Annotated in this window: 12 protein-coding genes, 1 tRNA gene and 1 pseudogene; 8 read left to right on the top strand and 6 right to left on the bottom strand. The window is 73.5% G+C overall.

The genetic code is table 11. The features are described from left to right. Positions 1 to 45 precede the first annotated feature (45 nt). Both ACIOD1_RS14735 and ACIOD1_RS14730 read right to left on the bottom strand, forming a co-directional pair. Complete coding sequence (locus ACIOD1_RS14735) at positions 46 to 1869, bottom strand: AMP-dependent synthetase/ligase (protein ID WP_401903060.1); 1824 nt, start codon at positions 1867 to 1869, stop codon at positions 46 to 48. Positions 1870 to 2045: 176 nt separating this feature from the next. Next, positions 2046 to 2897, bottom strand: coding sequence for a LysR substrate-binding domain-containing protein (locus ACIOD1_RS14730; RefSeq protein WP_401902489.1), 852 nt, complete (start codon positions 2895 to 2897; stop codon positions 2046 to 2048). A gap of 159 nt (positions 2898 to 3056) precedes the next feature. On the opposite strand from ACIOD1_RS14730, the gene ACIOD1_RS14725 reads away from it, so the two are divergent. Beyond that, complete coding sequence (locus tag ACIOD1_RS14725; protein WP_365618928.1) at positions 3057 to 4106, top strand: bile acid:sodium symporter family protein; 1050 nt, start codon at positions 3057 to 3059, stop codon at positions 4104 to 4106. Between the two features lie 9 nt (positions 4107 to 4115). Then, a complete protein-coding gene (locus tag ACIOD1_RS14720; RefSeq protein WP_401902487.1) occupies positions 4116 to 4541 on the top strand; it encodes a (2Fe-2S) ferredoxin domain-containing protein in 426 nt (141 codons plus the stop codon). A 33-nt stretch (positions 4542 to 4574) separates the two neighbouring features. Here the strand turns inward: ACIOD1_RS14720 and fdhD are convergent, their stop codons facing one another. Continuing rightward, the gene (gene fdhD, locus ACIOD1_RS14715; RefSeq protein ID WP_365619380.1) at positions 4575 to 5417 is read right to left on the bottom strand and encodes a formate dehydrogenase accessory sulfurtransferase FdhD; all 843 of its coding nucleotides are present in this window, start codon (positions 5415 to 5417) and stop codon (positions 4575 to 4577) included. Positions 5418 to 5623: 206 nt separating this feature from the next. On the opposite strand from fdhD, the gene ACIOD1_RS14710 reads away from it, so the two are divergent. Next, entirely contained in the window at positions 5624 to 6565 is a 942-nt protein-coding gene (locus ACIOD1_RS14710) for a beta-ketoacyl-ACP synthase III (protein ID WP_365618923.1), read from the top strand. 181 nt (positions 6566 to 6746) lie between these two features. Next, positions 6747 to 6831: transfer RNA gene (locus ACIOD1_RS14705), tRNA-Leu, on the top strand. Positions 6832 to 6996: 165 nt separating this feature from the next. On the opposite strand, the gene ACIOD1_RS14700 is transcribed toward ACIOD1_RS14705, so the two are convergent. Beyond that, positions 6997 to 7557, bottom strand: a complete 561-nt coding sequence (locus ACIOD1_RS14700) for a TetR/AcrR family transcriptional regulator (protein WP_365618921.1) — start codon at positions 7555 to 7557, stop codon at positions 6997 to 6999. 125 nt (positions 7558 to 7682) lie between these two features. Between ACIOD1_RS14700 and ACIOD1_RS14695 the strand changes: the two genes are divergently transcribed. The 4 genes from ACIOD1_RS14695 (at position 7683) to ACIOD1_RS14680 (ending at position 12519) form a co-directional block, all read left to right on the top strand. Next, the gene (locus ACIOD1_RS14695; RefSeq protein ID WP_401902485.1) at positions 7683 to 8369 is read left to right on the top strand and encodes an SDR family oxidoreductase; all 687 of its coding nucleotides are present in this window, start codon (positions 7683 to 7685) and stop codon (positions 8367 to 8369) included. Positions 8370 to 8457: 88 nt separating this feature from the next. After that, the gene (locus ACIOD1_RS14690) at positions 8458 to 8937 is read left to right on the top strand and encodes a MarR family transcriptional regulator (RefSeq protein ID WP_365618915.1); all 480 of its coding nucleotides are present in this window, start codon (positions 8458 to 8460) and stop codon (positions 8935 to 8937) included. 78 nt (positions 8938 to 9015) lie between these two features. Next, positions 9016 to 10602, top strand: coding sequence for an MFS transporter (locus ACIOD1_RS14685; protein WP_401902483.1), 1587 nt, complete (start codon positions 9016 to 9018; stop codon positions 10600 to 10602). A gap of 312 nt (positions 10603 to 10914) precedes the next feature. Further along, the gene (locus ACIOD1_RS14680; protein WP_401903057.1) at positions 10915 to 12519 is read left to right on the top strand and encodes a serine/threonine-protein kinase; all 1605 of its coding nucleotides are present in this window, start codon (positions 10915 to 10917) and stop codon (positions 12517 to 12519) included. A gap of 355 nt (positions 12520 to 12874) precedes the next feature. Here the strand turns inward: ACIOD1_RS14680 and ACIOD1_RS14675 are convergent. Both ACIOD1_RS14675 and ACIOD1_RS14670 read right to left on the bottom strand, forming a co-directional pair. Continuing rightward, a pseudogene (locus ACIOD1_RS14675) lies at positions 12875 to 13633 on the bottom strand (IclR family transcriptional regulator C-terminal domain-containing protein); the annotation flags it as partial. A 755-nt stretch (positions 13634 to 14388) separates the two neighbouring features. Beyond that, a complete protein-coding gene (locus tag ACIOD1_RS14670; protein ID WP_365618909.1) occupies positions 14389 to 14991 on the bottom strand; it encodes an RNA polymerase sigma factor in 603 nt (200 codons plus the stop codon). Between the last annotated feature and the right edge of the window lie 103 nt (positions 14992 to 15094).

Here is a 15094-nt window from a genome sequence, read left to right as displayed (position 1 = left end):
CAGATTGTGCCGACGGGTACGGTCGACAGGGGCGGCCGGGTGTCCTCAGGAGGGGTAGAGGCCCTCCACCTCCCGCGCGAACGCCTTCTCGATCGCCCGCCGCTTCAGCTTCAACGAGGGGGTCAACAACCCCCGCTCCTCGGTGAACTGTCCGGGCAGCACCCGGAAGGCGCGGATCCCCTCGGCCTGCGAGACCAGCGTGTTGGCGGCCACCACCGCCCGCCGCACCTCCGCCGTCAGCTCCGGATCCTCCACCACCTGGTCCGCCGACCGCTGGGACAGCCCCCGCATCGAGAGCCAGTGCGCGATCCCCTCCGGGTCCAGGGTCACCAGCGCGGCGATGAAGGGTCTGTCGTTGCCCACCAGTACGCAGTGCGACACCAGCGGATGCGAACGCACCCGCTCCTCCAGCGCCGCCGGCGAGACGCTCTTGCCGTTGGAGGTCACCAGGATCTCCTTCTTGCGCCCGGTGATGGTCAGGTACCCGTCCTTGTCCAGCCGCCCCAGGTCCCCGGTCGCCAACCAGCCGCCGCGCAGCACCTGCTCCGTGGCCCGCGTGTCGTTGAGGTACCCGGAGAAGACGTGTCCGCCGTACAGCCACACCTCCCCGTCGTCGGCGATGTGGACCGTGCCGCCCGGGATCGGCGTGCCCACCGTCCCGTACTTGGTCGCCCCCGGCGGGTTCGCGGTGGCGGCGGCGCAGGTCTCCGTCAGTCCATACCCCTCGAACACCGTGACCCCGGCTCCCTCGAAGAAGAGCCCGAGCCGCCGCGACATCGCCGAGCCGCCCGACATGGCGTACCGCACCCGGCCGCCCAACGCCGCGCGGACCTTTCCGTACACCAGTCTCTCGAAGAGCTGGTGCTCCATCCGCAGCCCCGCCGAGGGCCCCGGCCCCGTCCCGAACGCCTTCTGCTCGCGCGCCTCCGCGTACCGTACGGCCGTCTCCACCGCCCGGTCGAAGGCGGCGACCCGCCCCTCCGCCTCGGCCTTGCGGCGCGCGCCCGCGAACACCTTCTCGAAGACGTGCGGGACCCCGAGGACGAAGGTGGGCCGGAAGGCCGCCAGGTCCGGCATCAGTTCGGCGGCGGCCAGCACCGGCTGGTGCCCGAGCTTGACCCGCGCCCGTACCGCCGCCACCTGCACCATCCGCCCGAAGACGTGCGCCAGCGGCAGGAACAACAGGGTGGACGGCCGCTCACCGGCTCCGGCCCGGAACACCGACTCCCAGCGGGTCACCACCGTGTCGGCCTCGAACATGAAGTTCGCGTGCGTCAGCACACAGCCCTTGGGCCGCCCCGTGGTCCCCGAGGTGTAGATGACGGTGGCCACCGAATCCGGGGTCACCGCCCGCCGGTGGCGGTGCACCACGTCCTCGGCCACCGCCCGCCCGTCCTCCACCAACCCCTCGACCGCGCCCGCGTCGAGCTGCCACAACCGGCGGAGCGCCGGCAGCCGCTCGATCACCGAGCCCACCGTCATCGCCTGGTCCTCACCCTCCACCACACACCCGGAGCAGGCGGAGTCGTTCAGGATCCAGTGCACCTGCTCCGCCGAGGAGGACGGATAGACGGGGACGGGCTGGGCGCCGATCGCCCACAGGGCGAAGTCGAACAGGGTCCACTCGTAGCGGGTGCGCGACATCAGGGCCACCCGGTCCCCGAAGCGGATCCCCTGCGCGAGCAGTCCCTTGGCCAGCGCGAGCACCTCGTCGGCCAGTTCCCGGGACGTGACGTCGCGCCAGGCCCCGTCGACCTTCCGGCCCAGCACCACCCGGTGCGGATCCTCCGCCGCGTACCGGAAGACGACGTCCGCCAGCCCACCGACCGGCGCGCCGGTGACCACGGGTGGAACGCTGAACTCGCGCAACATGGCGCTCCTCTCCGGGCCGGGCGCCGCGACGCTACCCCACCGACCCCACCACCCGGGACCCCTTCGCAAACCTCCACAAGATCCCTACGGGCACCGGCGCGCGGGCCGCCCGGCCGGGCCCCGCCCCACCCCCGCCTACGCCCTTTGCCCACGCCCCCCGCCCGTGCCCGGTCCTACGCCGGCCGGCTCAGGCGGTCGCCGCCCGCCAGGACCGCCGCCGCCAAGGCCTCCGAAGCCGGGGTCGGGCGGCCCCCCTGGAGCAGGGCGAACTCCACCGGCCCCAGTTCGGGCAGCCCGCCCACCCGGACCAGGCCCGGCGGGATCAGGCCCCGGGTGTGCGCCATCACCCCGAGTCCGGCGCGGGCCGCCGCGATCAGCCCGCTCAGGCTGCCGCTGGTACAGGCGATCCGCCAGGCCCGCCCCTCCCGCTCCAGCACCTCCAGCGCCCGGGCCCGGGTGATCCCCGGCGGCGGGAAGACGATCAGCGGCACCGGACGCTCCGGGTCCACCCGCAGCCCCTCGGCCCCGATCCACACCATCCGGTCCCGCCACACCAGACGGCCCCGCTCGTCGCCCGGGCCGCGCCGCTTGGCCAGCACCAGGTCGAGGCGGCCCTCGTCCAGCCGCTCGTGCAGGATCCCGGACAGCTCGACCGAGAGTTCCAGGTCCACCTCGGGGTGCTCGTGCCGGAACCCCTCCAGGATCTCCGGCAGCCGCGTCAGTACGAAGTCCTCCGAGGCCCCGAACCGCAAGCGCCCCCGCAACCGCGTCCCGGTGAAGAACGCCGCCGCCCGCTCGTGCGCCTCCAGGATGGTCCGCGCGAAGCCCAACAGGGCCTCGCCGTCCTCCGTCAGCCCGACGCTGTGCGTGTCCCGGACGAAGAGCGGCCGGCCGGTCGCCTCCTCCAGCCTGCGCACGTGCTGGCTCACCGTGGACTGCCGCACTCCGAGCCGCGCGGAGGCCTGCGTGAAGCTGAGCGTCTGGGCGACGGTGAGGAAGGTCCGCAGCTGAACCGGGTCGTACATGGGGCCCACTGTAGGCCGCCTCATCGTGAACCGTGATGACAGTCAGTGCGGTGTGCGGGTTTCCCGATCACCACCCACCGGCGACGATGGAAGGCGCCCCGACCCGGGGAGACCGCCCGCAACCGCCCGCGATCCGCCACCAGCAAGTGAGCACCGCCCATGCGACGCCCCCGCCTCCCCGCCCGGCTGCCCCTGGACCCCTACGTCATGGCCCTCCTCGCCACGGTGGGGCTCGCCGCGCTGCTGCCCGCCACCGGCAGGGCCGCCACCGTCGCCGACGGCGCCTCCACCGGAGCCGTGGCCCTGCTCTTCTTCCTCTACGGCGCCCGGCTCTCCACCCGCGAGGCCCTCGACGGGCTGCGGCACTGGCGCCTGCACCTGACCGTGCTCGCCTGCACCTTCGTCCTCTTCCCCCTCCTCGGGCTGGCCGCGCGCGGGCTCGTCCCCACCCTCCTGACGCCGTCCCTCTCCAACGGCCTGCTCTTCCTCTGCCTGGTGCCGTCCACCATCCAGTCCTCCATCGCCTTCACCTCCATCGCCCGGGGCAACGTCCCCGCCGCGATCTGCGCGGGCTCCTTCTCCAGCCTCGCCGGCATCTTCCTCACCCCGCTCCTCGCCGCCGGCCTCCTCGGTGGCCACGCGGGCGGCTTCTCCACCGACTCCCTGGTGAAGATCTGCCTCCAACTGCTGCTGCCCTTCCTCCTGGGCCAGAGCCTGCGCCGCTGGGTCGGCGGCTTCCTGGTCCGCAACAAGAAGGTGCTCGGCCACGTGGACCGGGGCTCGATCCTGCTCGTCGTCTACGCGGCCTTCAGCGCGGGCATGGCCGCCGGGGTCTGGCACCAGGTCGGCCCGGCGCGGCTGGGAGTCCTGATGGTGGTGGAGGCCGTACTCCTCGCCGTGATGCTCCTCGTCACCTGGTACGGGGCCGGTCGCCTCGGCTTCGACCGGGGCGACCGGATCGCGATCCAGTTCGCCGGGTCGAAGAAGAGCCTCGCCGCCGGACTGCCCATGGCCAGCGTGCTGTTCGGGGCGCAGGCGAGCCTCGCCGTGCTCCCGCTGATGCTGTTCCACCAGATGCAGCTGATGGTCTGCGCCGTCCTGGCCCGCCGTCGCGCCCGCGACGCCGAGCCGGAGGCCGCCCCCTTCCCGGCCGACCGTGTGGCGGAGGTCTCGGCCCCGGCCCAACACCCGGTCCCACAGGGCCGGTAACGTGCGGCGGTGACCTGGATACGCCCGCTCGCCGCCCACGCCCCCCGCCCCTGCACCCTGGTGGTGTGCCGGGGCTGCTGCTGCGGCGATCCCCGCAAGAACCCGGGGTCCGACCACGCGGGCCAACTGGAGCGCCTGCGCGGGGCCGCCGCCGAGTCCGAGGGGCGCCTCGCGGTCCGTACGAGCGACTGCCTCGGCCCCTGCGCCCAAGCCAACGTCATCGTGGTCCAGCCCACCACCGAGGCCCGGCGCCGGGGTGCCCGCGCCGTCTGGTTCGGCTTCGCGCTGGACGACACCGCGACCGACGAGATCATCGCCTGGGCCCGCTCGGGCGGCCCCGGCGCCACCCCGCTCCCGGCCACGCTGGACCTGCACCGCATCGACCCACCGGAACCCAAGCCCGCCCCCACACCCCGCCGCGGCCGCCGCCGCTGAAGGCCCGGCCCGGCGCGATCCGAAGGAGCCGGCCTAGCCGGCCGCGCCGGGCAGCAGGACGCGCTCGTCGCCCGCGTACACGTTCATGTCGGGGCCCCGCAGGAAGCCGACCAGGGTCAGACCCGACTCCAGGGCCAGGTCCACCGCCAGGGAGGACGGGGCCGAGACGGCCGCCAGGACCGGGATCCCGGCCATGACCGCCTTCTGCGCCAGTTCGAAGGAGGCCCGGCCCGATACCAGCAGCACCGCCCCGGCCAGTGGCAGCCGGCCGGCCTGGAGGGCCCGCCCGACGATCTTGTCCACGGCGTTGTGCCGCCCCACGTCCTCCCGTACGTCGAGCAGCTCGCCCTGCGCCGAGAACAGCCCGGCCGCGTGCAGCCCGCCGGTGCGGTCGAACACCTTCTGCGCCGTGCGCAGCCGGTCCGGCAGCTCGGAAAGGAGCTCCGCGCGGACGCGTACGGGGTCCTCGGCGAGCCCCGGGAAACGGGTGGCCGTGCGCACGGCGTCCAGACTGGCCTTGCCGCACAGCCCGCAGGAGGAGGTGGTGTAGACGTTCCGCTCCAGCGTGATGTCGGGCAGCGGCACTCCGGCGGCGAGCTGCACGTTGACCACGTTGTAGGTGTTGGAGCCGTCCTCGGTCGCGCCCTCGCAGTACGTCACCGCCTGGACGTCCGAGGTCCGCGCGAGCACGCCCTCGCTGACGAGGAAGCCCACGGCCAGGGCGAAGTCGTCCCCCGGGGTGCGCATGGTGATCGCCAGCGGCTTGCCGTTCAGCCGAATCTCCAGCGGCTCCTCGGCGACCAGCGTGTCGGGGCGCACCCCGACCGCCCCGCCCCGGATCCGCACGACGCGGCGCCGCTCGGTGACCCTTCCCATGGTGATCCGCCCGCCCGTTCCGCTTTCGTCGTGCACCTGACGAGCCCATTGTCCCGGATACGGGATGATCGGTGCCCCCGGCAGCAAGTTGCTCGGAATTCTCCAAATTCCGGTAGCGGAATCCTGTCGGGTCACGCGCACCCGTACCGACCGGTAGCAGGCGAAGCTGGGTGGTCCTGACCGTCGTACAGAGGGGGACCCCGCCCATGACCGGTTCACGCGTGGTGGCGCTAGGGCACTACCAGCCCGGAAAGGTGCTCACCAACGAGGACCTGGAGGCCATGGTCGACACCAACGACGAGTGGATCCGCTCCCGGGTCGGCATCCGGACCCGACACGTCGCGGGCCCCGAGGAGCCGGTGGACGAGCTGGCCTACCAGGCCGCGGGCAAGGCCCTGGCCAACGCCGGCCTGACCCCGGACGACATCGACCTCGTCCTGGTGGCCACCTCCACGGCCATCGACCGCTCGCCGAACATGGCCGCCCGTGTCGCGGCCAAGCTCGGCATGCGCGGCGCCCCCGCGGTGATGGACCTCAACGTCGTCTGCTCGGGCTTCACCCACGCCCTGGCCACCGCCGACCACGCCATCCGGGCCGGCTCGGCCACCCGCGCGCTGGTCATCGGCGCCGACAAGATGACCGAGATCACCGACTGGACCGACCGCACCACCTGCGTGCTGACCGGGGACGGAGCGGGCGCCGCCGTCGTCGAGGCCTGCGAGCGGCCCGGCATCGGCCCGGTGCTGTGGGGCTCGGTTCCGGAGATGGGCCACGCGGTGCGCATCGAGGGCTCGCCCCCGGTCTTCGCGCAGGAGGGCCAGGCCGTCTACCGCTGGACCACCAGCCAGCTCCCGCCGCTCGCCCGCAAGGCCTGCGAGAAGGCGGGGGTCACCCCCGAGGAGCTGGCCGGCGTCGTCCTCCACCAGGCGAACCTGCGGATCATCGAACCCCTCGCCGCCAAGATCGGCGCCGTGAACGCCGTCGTCGCCCGCGACGTGGTCGACTCCGGCAACACCTCGGCCGCCAGCATCCCGATGGCCCTGTCCAAGCTGGTGCAGCGCGGCGAGATCCCCTCGGGGGCCCCGGTCCTGCTGTTCGGCTTCGGCGGCAACCTCTCCTACGCGGGCCAGGTCATCGCCTGCCCGTAGCGCCTTGCGCACACCTCCCGAGGCCCGCCCCGATCCCGGGGCGGGCCTCGTGGCATTCGGGCATGCGCGCAGGTCAGCGCGGCGAGTCCGATCTCCGGCCGCCCGGATAAGTGGTCGGAACCCCGCCGATCCTTTGCTATTGTTGTCCTTGTCGCCGCGGGAAACCGGGGCCGACCACCTGGTCCGGGTGGCGGAATGGCAGACGCGCTAGCTTGAGGTGCTAGTGCCCTTTATCGGGCGTGGGGGTTCAAGTCCCCCCTCGGACACAAAGGTCAATCGACCAAACAGAGCCGTCAAAGCGACCCATCGTCGCTCTGGCGGCTCTGTTGTCGTGCTTGAACGATCCGGCCCCCTGCGCACCGCGGGGGGCCGGATCTGTTGGTGCCGGCCGGCGCGGGCGGGGCCCGGGCGCGGGCGAAGGCCCGGGGCCATCAGGCCGTGCGGTCCGTCAGGGCCGTGCGGGCGGCGTTCAGGAAGTCTTCCGACAGGGCGGTCCCGCGGGTCGAGCGCGCGAGCAGGAGTGCGCCGACCATGGTGGCCAGTCGCACCTTGCCGTCCTGGTCATCGGTGTCGAGCCACCGCGCGAAGTCACGTACTCCCTCGGCGTAGACCTCGCACGCCGCGGGATCGTCCGCGGTGCGCGCGATGTCGGTGACCAGGCCGGCGACGGGACAGCCGGCGGCGGGGTCGTCCCGATGGGGCGGGGAGAGGTACTCCTCGATCATGGCCCGCTGAGCGGCGGGGTGATCGCCGACGTGACGGCTCTCGGCGGCGCTCCGGGGTCCCGGCTGGGCGAAGGCGTGGGCGATGGCCTCGTCGACCAAGGCCTCCTTCGAGGCGAACTGCTTGTAGAACCCGCCGTGGGTCAGGCCGGAGGCCTTCATCAGGTCCGCGACGCTCACGCCGGTCCCCTTCTCCCTGAACATCCGGGAGGCGGTGGCGACCACGTGCGCACGGTTGGCCTGCGCCTGAGCCTGTGAAACACGCCCCATGACGATCGCCCCTCTGTTGGATGTCGGTTGCCATCTATCGTACGCCCATGTTTAGATGTTGAACGACATCTAATTGTGGTGCCGTCGCCCGCCGGGGCGACCGGGCCCGAACGAGGAGAAGCGTCATGGAACTCAAGGACTCCGTAGCCCTGGTCACCGGAGCGGGCCGGGGCCTGGGACGGCACTTCGCGACCCAGCTCGTCGAGCGCGGCGCCAAGGTGTACGCGGCCGCACGCCGGCCGGAGACGGTCGACGTACCCGGAGCGATCCCGCTCCGCCTGGACCTGACGGACGAGGAATCGGTGCGTGCGGCAGCCCTGATCGCGTCGGACACCACTCTGCTGGTCAACAACGCCGGCCTCTACACGGGCGCCGCGCTGATCGGCGGGGAGCTGGAGGACCTGCGGTTGGAGATGGAGACGAACTTCTTCGGGCCTCTGGCGGTTACCCGGGCCTTCGCCCCGGTCATCGAGGCCAACGGCGGCGGATCCGTCCTGAACGTCCTGTCCGCGCTCTCCTGGTTCCACCCCGCCGCGTACGGCGGCTACAGCGCGGCCAAGGCCGCCTCCTGGGCCCTGACCAACGCGACCCGTGAGGAACTGGCCCCCCGGGGCATCGCCGTGTCCGCGCTGCACGTGGGCTACATGGACACCGACATGGCCGCCGACGTACCCGACGACCAGAAGACCGACCCCGCCGAGGTCGCCGCCCTGGCGCTGGACGGCCTGGAGAACGGAATCCCGGAAATCCTCGCCGACGACGTCAGTCGCCAGGTCAAGCAGGGCCTCGCGACGCCGGTGGCGACCGCGTAGTCGGCCGTTCGAGCAGCCGGTGCGTCGACCGGCGGGTGACTCCATACCTATGTTGACATAGGTATGGAGTCATACTCATAATGGCCGCATGCCTCGGCCTCCCACCAGCGCGTCCGCGCAGGACATCAGCTCCGTAGCCTCCGGGCTCGCCGCTGCCCTGCCCGCGCTGAACCGGGCACTGGACCGGCGCCTGGCCCAGGACTTCCCGCACGCGGAGCCCTCCAAGAACCAGCTGGCCCTGCTCCGGCTGGTCGGCGAGCGCGCCGGCATCACCGTGCGCGAGGCCGCCGAGGCCCTGCTCATCAAGCCGAACAACGTCAGCGCCCTGGTCTCACAACTGGTCGCCGAGGGCCTGCTGGAACGGCGGCAGGACGCCACCGACAAGCGCATCGCGCACCTGCGCCTGACGGCCGAGGCACTGCGCCGGGTCGCGGCGATCGAGCAACTGCTCCAGGGCTATGTCACCGAGGCCCTGCTCACCTTGTCGGACGGGGACGTCGCGGCCATCGGCTCGGTCCTGTCCGCACTCGCGACGCTCCCGGGTCGGATCAACCCCGCCACCGACTGAGCCGGATCGTGCGGCCGGGCCACCCGTATGCGCGTGGCCGCCGCTTACGCCGTTCCCTTTGAGAAACAAGGCACCTTCATGTCCTCCACCCGTGTGGACCGCCCCACCCTGCCCGCAGACTCCCCGCCGGACGCCCCGCGAGGCCGTCGCGCCAACCCCTGGCTCACGCTGACGGCCGTGGCCTTCGGCCTGTTCATGGTCGGTCTGGACGGCAGCGTGGTCGCCATCGCCAACCCCGAGATCGGCCGGGACCTGCACGCCTCCACCGCCGACCTGCAATGGGTCACCAACGCCTACCTGCTGGCACTGGCCGCCGCGCTGATCCTCGGCGGCAAGCTCGGCGACCGCTTCGGACGGCGCACCTTCTACATGATCGGCGTGGCCGGCTTCACCGCTTCCTCGGTCGCCATCGGCCTGAGCGGATCCATCGAGGGCGTCATCGCCTTCCGCGCCCTACAAGGCTTCTTCGGCGCCCTGTTGATGCCCAACACCCTGGGACTGCTGCGCGCGGTCTTCCCGCCCCGGAAGTTCGGCATGGCGGTCGGTATCTGGGCCATGGTCTCCTCGGTGTCCACCGCGCTGGGCCCCATCGTCGGCGGCCTGCTGGTCGAGCACGTCAGCTGGGAGTCGGTGTTCTACATCAACGCCCCCATCGGCATCATCGCTCTGGCCTTCAGCGCCTTCGTGCTGCCGCAGAGCAAGAACTCCACCGGCCATCAGCGCTTCGACATCCCCGGTGTCGTCCTGCTGGCGCTGGGCATGTTGATCCTGGTCTTCGGCGTGGTCAAGGGCGAGGGCTGGGGCTGGGCCTCCGGCACCACCCTGGGCACCCTCGCCGCCGGCCTCCTCGTCCTGGCGCTGTTCTGCCGGTACGAGACCCGCATCGAGCACCCCCTGCTGCCGATGAGGCTGTTCCGCAGCCCCGCCCTGACCATCGGCGCCGTCATCACCGCGATCAACTTCTTCGCGCTGCTCGGCGTGATCTTCTTCGTCATGCTCTACCTGCAGAACGTTCGTGGCATGACACCGGTTGAGGCCGGGGTGCGCACCCTGCCCCTGAGCCTGGCCTCCGTGGTCGCCTCACCGCTGGGTGCCAAGCTCACCGAAAGGTTCGGCGCCCGCCTGACCATGCCCCTCGGCATGCTGCTGCAGGCCGGCGCGGCCTTCGGAATGCTCGGCTGGGGCGTGCACTCCTCCTACGCCGCCATGTGGCCGCCGTTCATCGCGCTGGGCCTGGGCGTGGGCATGGTGATGGCCGCCTCCTCCGAAGCGATCGTGGGCAACGCCCCGGTCCGGGATGCCGGTGTGGCCGGTGGCCTGCAGGCCACCGCGCTGCAGATCGGCGGCGCACTCGGCACCTCGGTCCTGATCTCCCTGATCAGCAGCCGGGTGAGTTCCACCCTGACCGGTGAACTCACCTCCGCGGGCGTACCCGTACCCATGGCCCACGGCCTGGACGCGGCCAAGGACGCGGTGGCCATGGGCATCTCGCCGGTCTCCGGCGCCATGCCCGCCCAGCTCAGGTCCGCCGTGGTCGAAGGCAGCGGACAGGCCTTCATGAACGGCGTGCACACCGCCGCCCTGGTCACCGGCGTGCTGTGCCTCCTCGGCGCGGTTGTCGCCGTGGCCGGCGTACGGCGCAACCCCGAAGCGGCCCGCCACTGAGGGCCGGTGGGCTGAGGGTCGGCGGCCCGACGGAGTTCGATGCGGGCCGCCATCGGTCGGCGGGTCCACCGCACCGCGCCCGGGCCGTCCGATCAACTGCGGCATGACCGCGTGCTGTTGGCCGCCCCTGAGTGACGAAGGCCCCCCGGGGGGCGCCGTCGACCCGTCGTTCCACGCCTCCGGCGAGGCCCCGTGCGGCATCATGACCCGGAACGGGGCCGAGGGGGAGCGACAGTGGCGCAGGACGATCCACGCGACGACAAGGTGATCGCCGGACGGTACCGGCTGGGAGCCAGGCTCGGCCGCGGCGGGATGGGGACGGTGTGGCGGGCCACCGACGAACTCCTCGGGCGGCCGGTCGCCGTCAAGGAGCTCCACGTCGACGGCGGTACGGCCACGACCGGAGCCCTGCGGGAGGCCCGCACCGTCGCCCAGGTCAAGCATCCGCACGTCGTGGTCGTCCACGACGTCGTCGAGCACGACGGGCGCCCCCACATCGTCATGGAACTCGTCGACGGCGGCTCCCTCGCCGACCGGCTCTCCGCCGGCGCGACGTTGGACCTCGGCGAGACCGCCCGCATCGGGCTCGCCCTCCTCGGCGCCCTGGACGCCGCCCACGCCCGCGGCGTCCTGCACCGCGACGTCAAGCCCGCCAACGTCCTCCTGGAGGCGGACACCGACCGCGTGGTCCTCACCGACTTCGGCATCGCCAGTCTCGCCGGGTACACCACCATCAGCGAGACGGGCGCGTTCGTCGGCTCGCCCGAATACACCTCGCCCGAGCGGATGCGGGGCGCCGCCGCCGGGCCCGCCTCCGACCTCTGGTCGCTCGGCGCCCTGCTGTGCGCCGCGCTGACCGGCGCATCGCCCTTCCACCGCGATTCGATCGGCGGGGTGCTGCACGCCGTCGTCTACGACGAGATCCGCCCGCCGCTCCAGGCCGGGCCGCTGCTCCCGGTCATCAGCGGTCTGCTGGAACGCGACCCGGAGCGGCGGCTGGAGGCGGCGCGGGCCCGGACGCTGCTCTCCGCGTACGTGACGACCGGGCGGGTCCCGCTCCTGGACCCGGCCCCCGCCGCGCCGGCCGAGGTCGGCGCCCGCGCGGCGGCCCGCACCCCGATCGGCTACTCGCCCACCGAACGCGTCGCCACCCGGCCCACCGGAGTTCCGCCGGGGGATCCGCGACGGATCGGGCCCGGGGTCCGCGCGGCCCTGGTCGCCGCACTCGTCGTCGTGGCCGTCGTCGGCGCGGTGCTCGTCACCTACCGCCTCACGGACCGTACGGACGACCGGGCGCGCCAACCGTCGGCGAGTGCCCCCTCCGCGCCCGCGCCGGCGGCGCCCGCCTCCGCGCCCGTCTCCACCTCCCCCTCCGCCGCCCCGTCGCCGTCCCCGTCCGGACCGGACGCCAAGGCCTCGGACGGTCGGTCGCCGCAGGCCCCGCCGCCGTCCCGCGCCCCGTCGACCAAGCCCGCGCCCTCCGGGTACCGGACCGTGACCGACCGGGACGGCTTCAGCATCGCCGTGCCCAACGGCTTCCAGCGCACCACCGACGACCGGCGGGTCTTCTACGTCTCCCCGGACGGGGCCTTCCGCATCGGCATCAAGGCGGAGCCCGCCTCGACCGGTGGCGCGCTCGGCGCGATGCGCGGCTCGGACCGCGCCGGCCCGTCCAGCAACCCCGGCTACCGCGACAACAGCGTGGTCGCGACGACCCACAACGGACTGCCCGCCGCCCTCTGGGAGTTCAGCTGGGACGGCTTCTCCGCCGCGGAGGGCGCCCGCCACACCTTCGACCTCGGCTGGGACGAGAACGGCCGCATGTACGACGTCTGGGTGTCGGCTCCCGTGGGCCGGCTCGCCGAGGCCCGGAGCCACTTCGACACGGCCCTGGACTCCTTCGTACCGGCCGGATAGCCCGGCCGGCCCGGACGCCCCGGCCCGCGCCGCCCCGTCAGATGCCCAGGACCACCACGCCGTCCGGGGGGGTCGGGCCGCCCAGGCCCATCGGCGCGAACGTCCGCGGCAGGGCGAGCCGGGGCCCCTCGCCGTCCTCGTCCTCCGCAAGCGCGTCGAAGAGGTAGGCCGCGTCCGTCGCCGGGTCGCTGACCAGGTGGGGCCCCTCCGGCGGGGCGGTGACGCGGGTCAGGGGCGTACGGAAGAGCCTGCGCAGGTGGCGCACCGTCTCCGGGGTGACCCCCGTCGGCCGCGGGACCGGGACCGTCGTCGGATCGGCCGTCTCCGCCGGGGCGTCCGGGGGGATGGCGCCGGACAGCAGCAGGGCCAACAGCACCGGGACCGCCTTGCGGCGCAGGGCGTCGGTCGCGGAGCGCAGCCGGTGGGAGTGGGCGGCGGGCAGCGAGAGCGCGAGGCTCCCGGCGGCCCCGCCGACCGTGATCGGCACGGCCGAGCAGACGACCCCGGGGGAGTACTCGCGCAGGTCGAAGACGGGGGCCCCGGGAGCCACCGAGTCCAGGGCGCTGAACAGGAGCCTGCTGTCGGTGATGGTGCGCGGGGTCAGCCGGGCGGGGCGGTGGCGGGCCACGTGGTCGGCCCGGCCGTCGCGGTCCAACTGGGTCAGCAGGCACTTGCCGACCGCGCTGGCGTGCGCGGCGGCGCGGAAGTCCACCCACTCCCGCACGGGCGGGGCCCCGGGCCCGTCCGCCATCTGCGTGATGCGCACCTCGCCGTCGGCGTACCGGCTGAGGTAGACGGCGGCGCCCGCGCTGTCCCGGGCCAGGGCCAACGTCCGTTGGAGCTGCCCGGCGAGGCCCGCGCCGCCCGGGGCCGCGAGCCGGTCCAGGGCGGGGCCGCGCGCGTACACCCCCGCGCCGGGGCGGCAGGCGTACTCCTCCTCGCAGAGCATGGTCAGCACCGACCGCAGGGCCTCCTCGCCCAGCCCGGCCTGCCGCGCGAGCTGCCCGGTCCGCACGCCGAGGGGGTGCCGTTCCAGGATCCGTACGACCTCCAGCGCGCGGCGGGCCTCGGCCAGGGCCCCGCCGGTGTCCGGGTGCCGGGCCGTGCCCCACACCGGGGCCGGTACGGGCGCGGGACCCCGCGCCGGGCCCGCCTCCGGGCCGGGGCGGCGCGGCGGTGGGGCGGGCGGCGCCAGGAACGCGGCCAGGACCGAGGCCAGTCCGGGCAGGGGCAGCGGCACCGGTCCCAGGTCGGGGTCGTCGAGCTGGTGGACGTGGCGCAGGACGGCCGCCTGCGCGCACAGCCGGACCTCGCGCAGTTCGCGCCGGCCGCTCGGACGGAAGCCCCGGCGGGACAGTTCGCGGGCCCAGACCCGGGCGTCGTGGTGCTCGCCCCGCCGGGAATGGTCGAGGAAGAGGCAGTACGCGGCGGGCGCGGTGCGCGGGCCGGCGGCCCCGGCGGCGAACTGCCACCAGAAGCGGGAGCCTTCGCGCAGCCCGGCCAGGTGCAGGAGACAGCCGAGGACGACGGCTCCGGGCGGGTCGGCGTGCGTGCCGTCCTCCAGGAAGCGCTCCAGGTCGGCTTCGGCGCGCGGTTCGCCGACCACGGCGAGGCAGGCGGCCTTGAGGTCGCGCCGGGCGCGCTCGGCGTCGAGGGGACAGTCCCGCGCCGGGTCGCTCCAGCCGAAGGGGCGGCGCCGGTTGCGGCCCGCGGCGGCCGGTGGGCCGGGGGTGCGGGGGACGCGCAGTAGCCGGAACTCCGCCGCGCCGAGGTCGTAGGACGGGTAGCGGTCGCGGACGCCGGCCCGGGCCAGGAGCGCGGCCAGCGAGCGGGGGGCGGCGTCGTGATCGCCGTCGGGGTCGAGGACGTTCATGACTCGCCGGCGGTGTCGAGCAGCCGGGCGAGGCGCCGGTGGGCCTGGCCGAGCTGCGAGCGGACGGTGGCCTCGTCGACGCCCATCACGGCGGCGGCCTCTCCGGGGGTGCACTGGAGGCCGTAGCGCAACATGACGGTGTCGCGCTGCCGTTCGGCGAGCCGGGAGACCGCCGAGTAGAAACGGATCGTGTCCGTCAGCACCTCGTACCGGTCGCTGTGGGCCTCCTTGAGCGCGGCCTCGAAGGCCGTGGTGTCCATGGGCTCCGGCGGGCTGCGGCGAGGGTCCCGGCGCTGCTGCCAGTCGACGATGCGCTGTTTGAGGACGGTCCACGCGTAGGCGTCGAGGCGGTCCATGTGCAGCATGCGGAGCCACTCGTTCATGATCGAGTCGAAGGTGGCGTCCACGGCCCCCTCGGCGTCGGCGTCGGAGCCGAGCTGGAGGTAGGCGAAACGCATGTAGGCCGGGCGCCTGTCGCTGTGGAATGCCCAGTACGACAGCCGCGAGGCCGGATCCCACTGGCTCATGGGCGTCGGCTGCCGTCGCCGGCTGGGCAGCCCCACGGCCCTGCCGGACTCCTCCGGTCCGCCATCGTTCACCGTTCCCCACCTCATCCCCTGGTGCGGGGTCCATGAGAGCAGTGCGGGCGCATTCGGAGGGCGCAGAGATACAACCTGAAGCGTTACTTTTCGTGATGATCAG

The organism is Streptomyces sp. NPDC088097 (genome assembly GCF_044741845.1).
Classification (GTDB): domain Bacteria; phylum Actinomycetota; class Actinomycetes; order Streptomycetales; family Streptomycetaceae; genus Streptomyces.
This window is presented reverse-complemented; position numbering and strand designations above follow the sequence as displayed.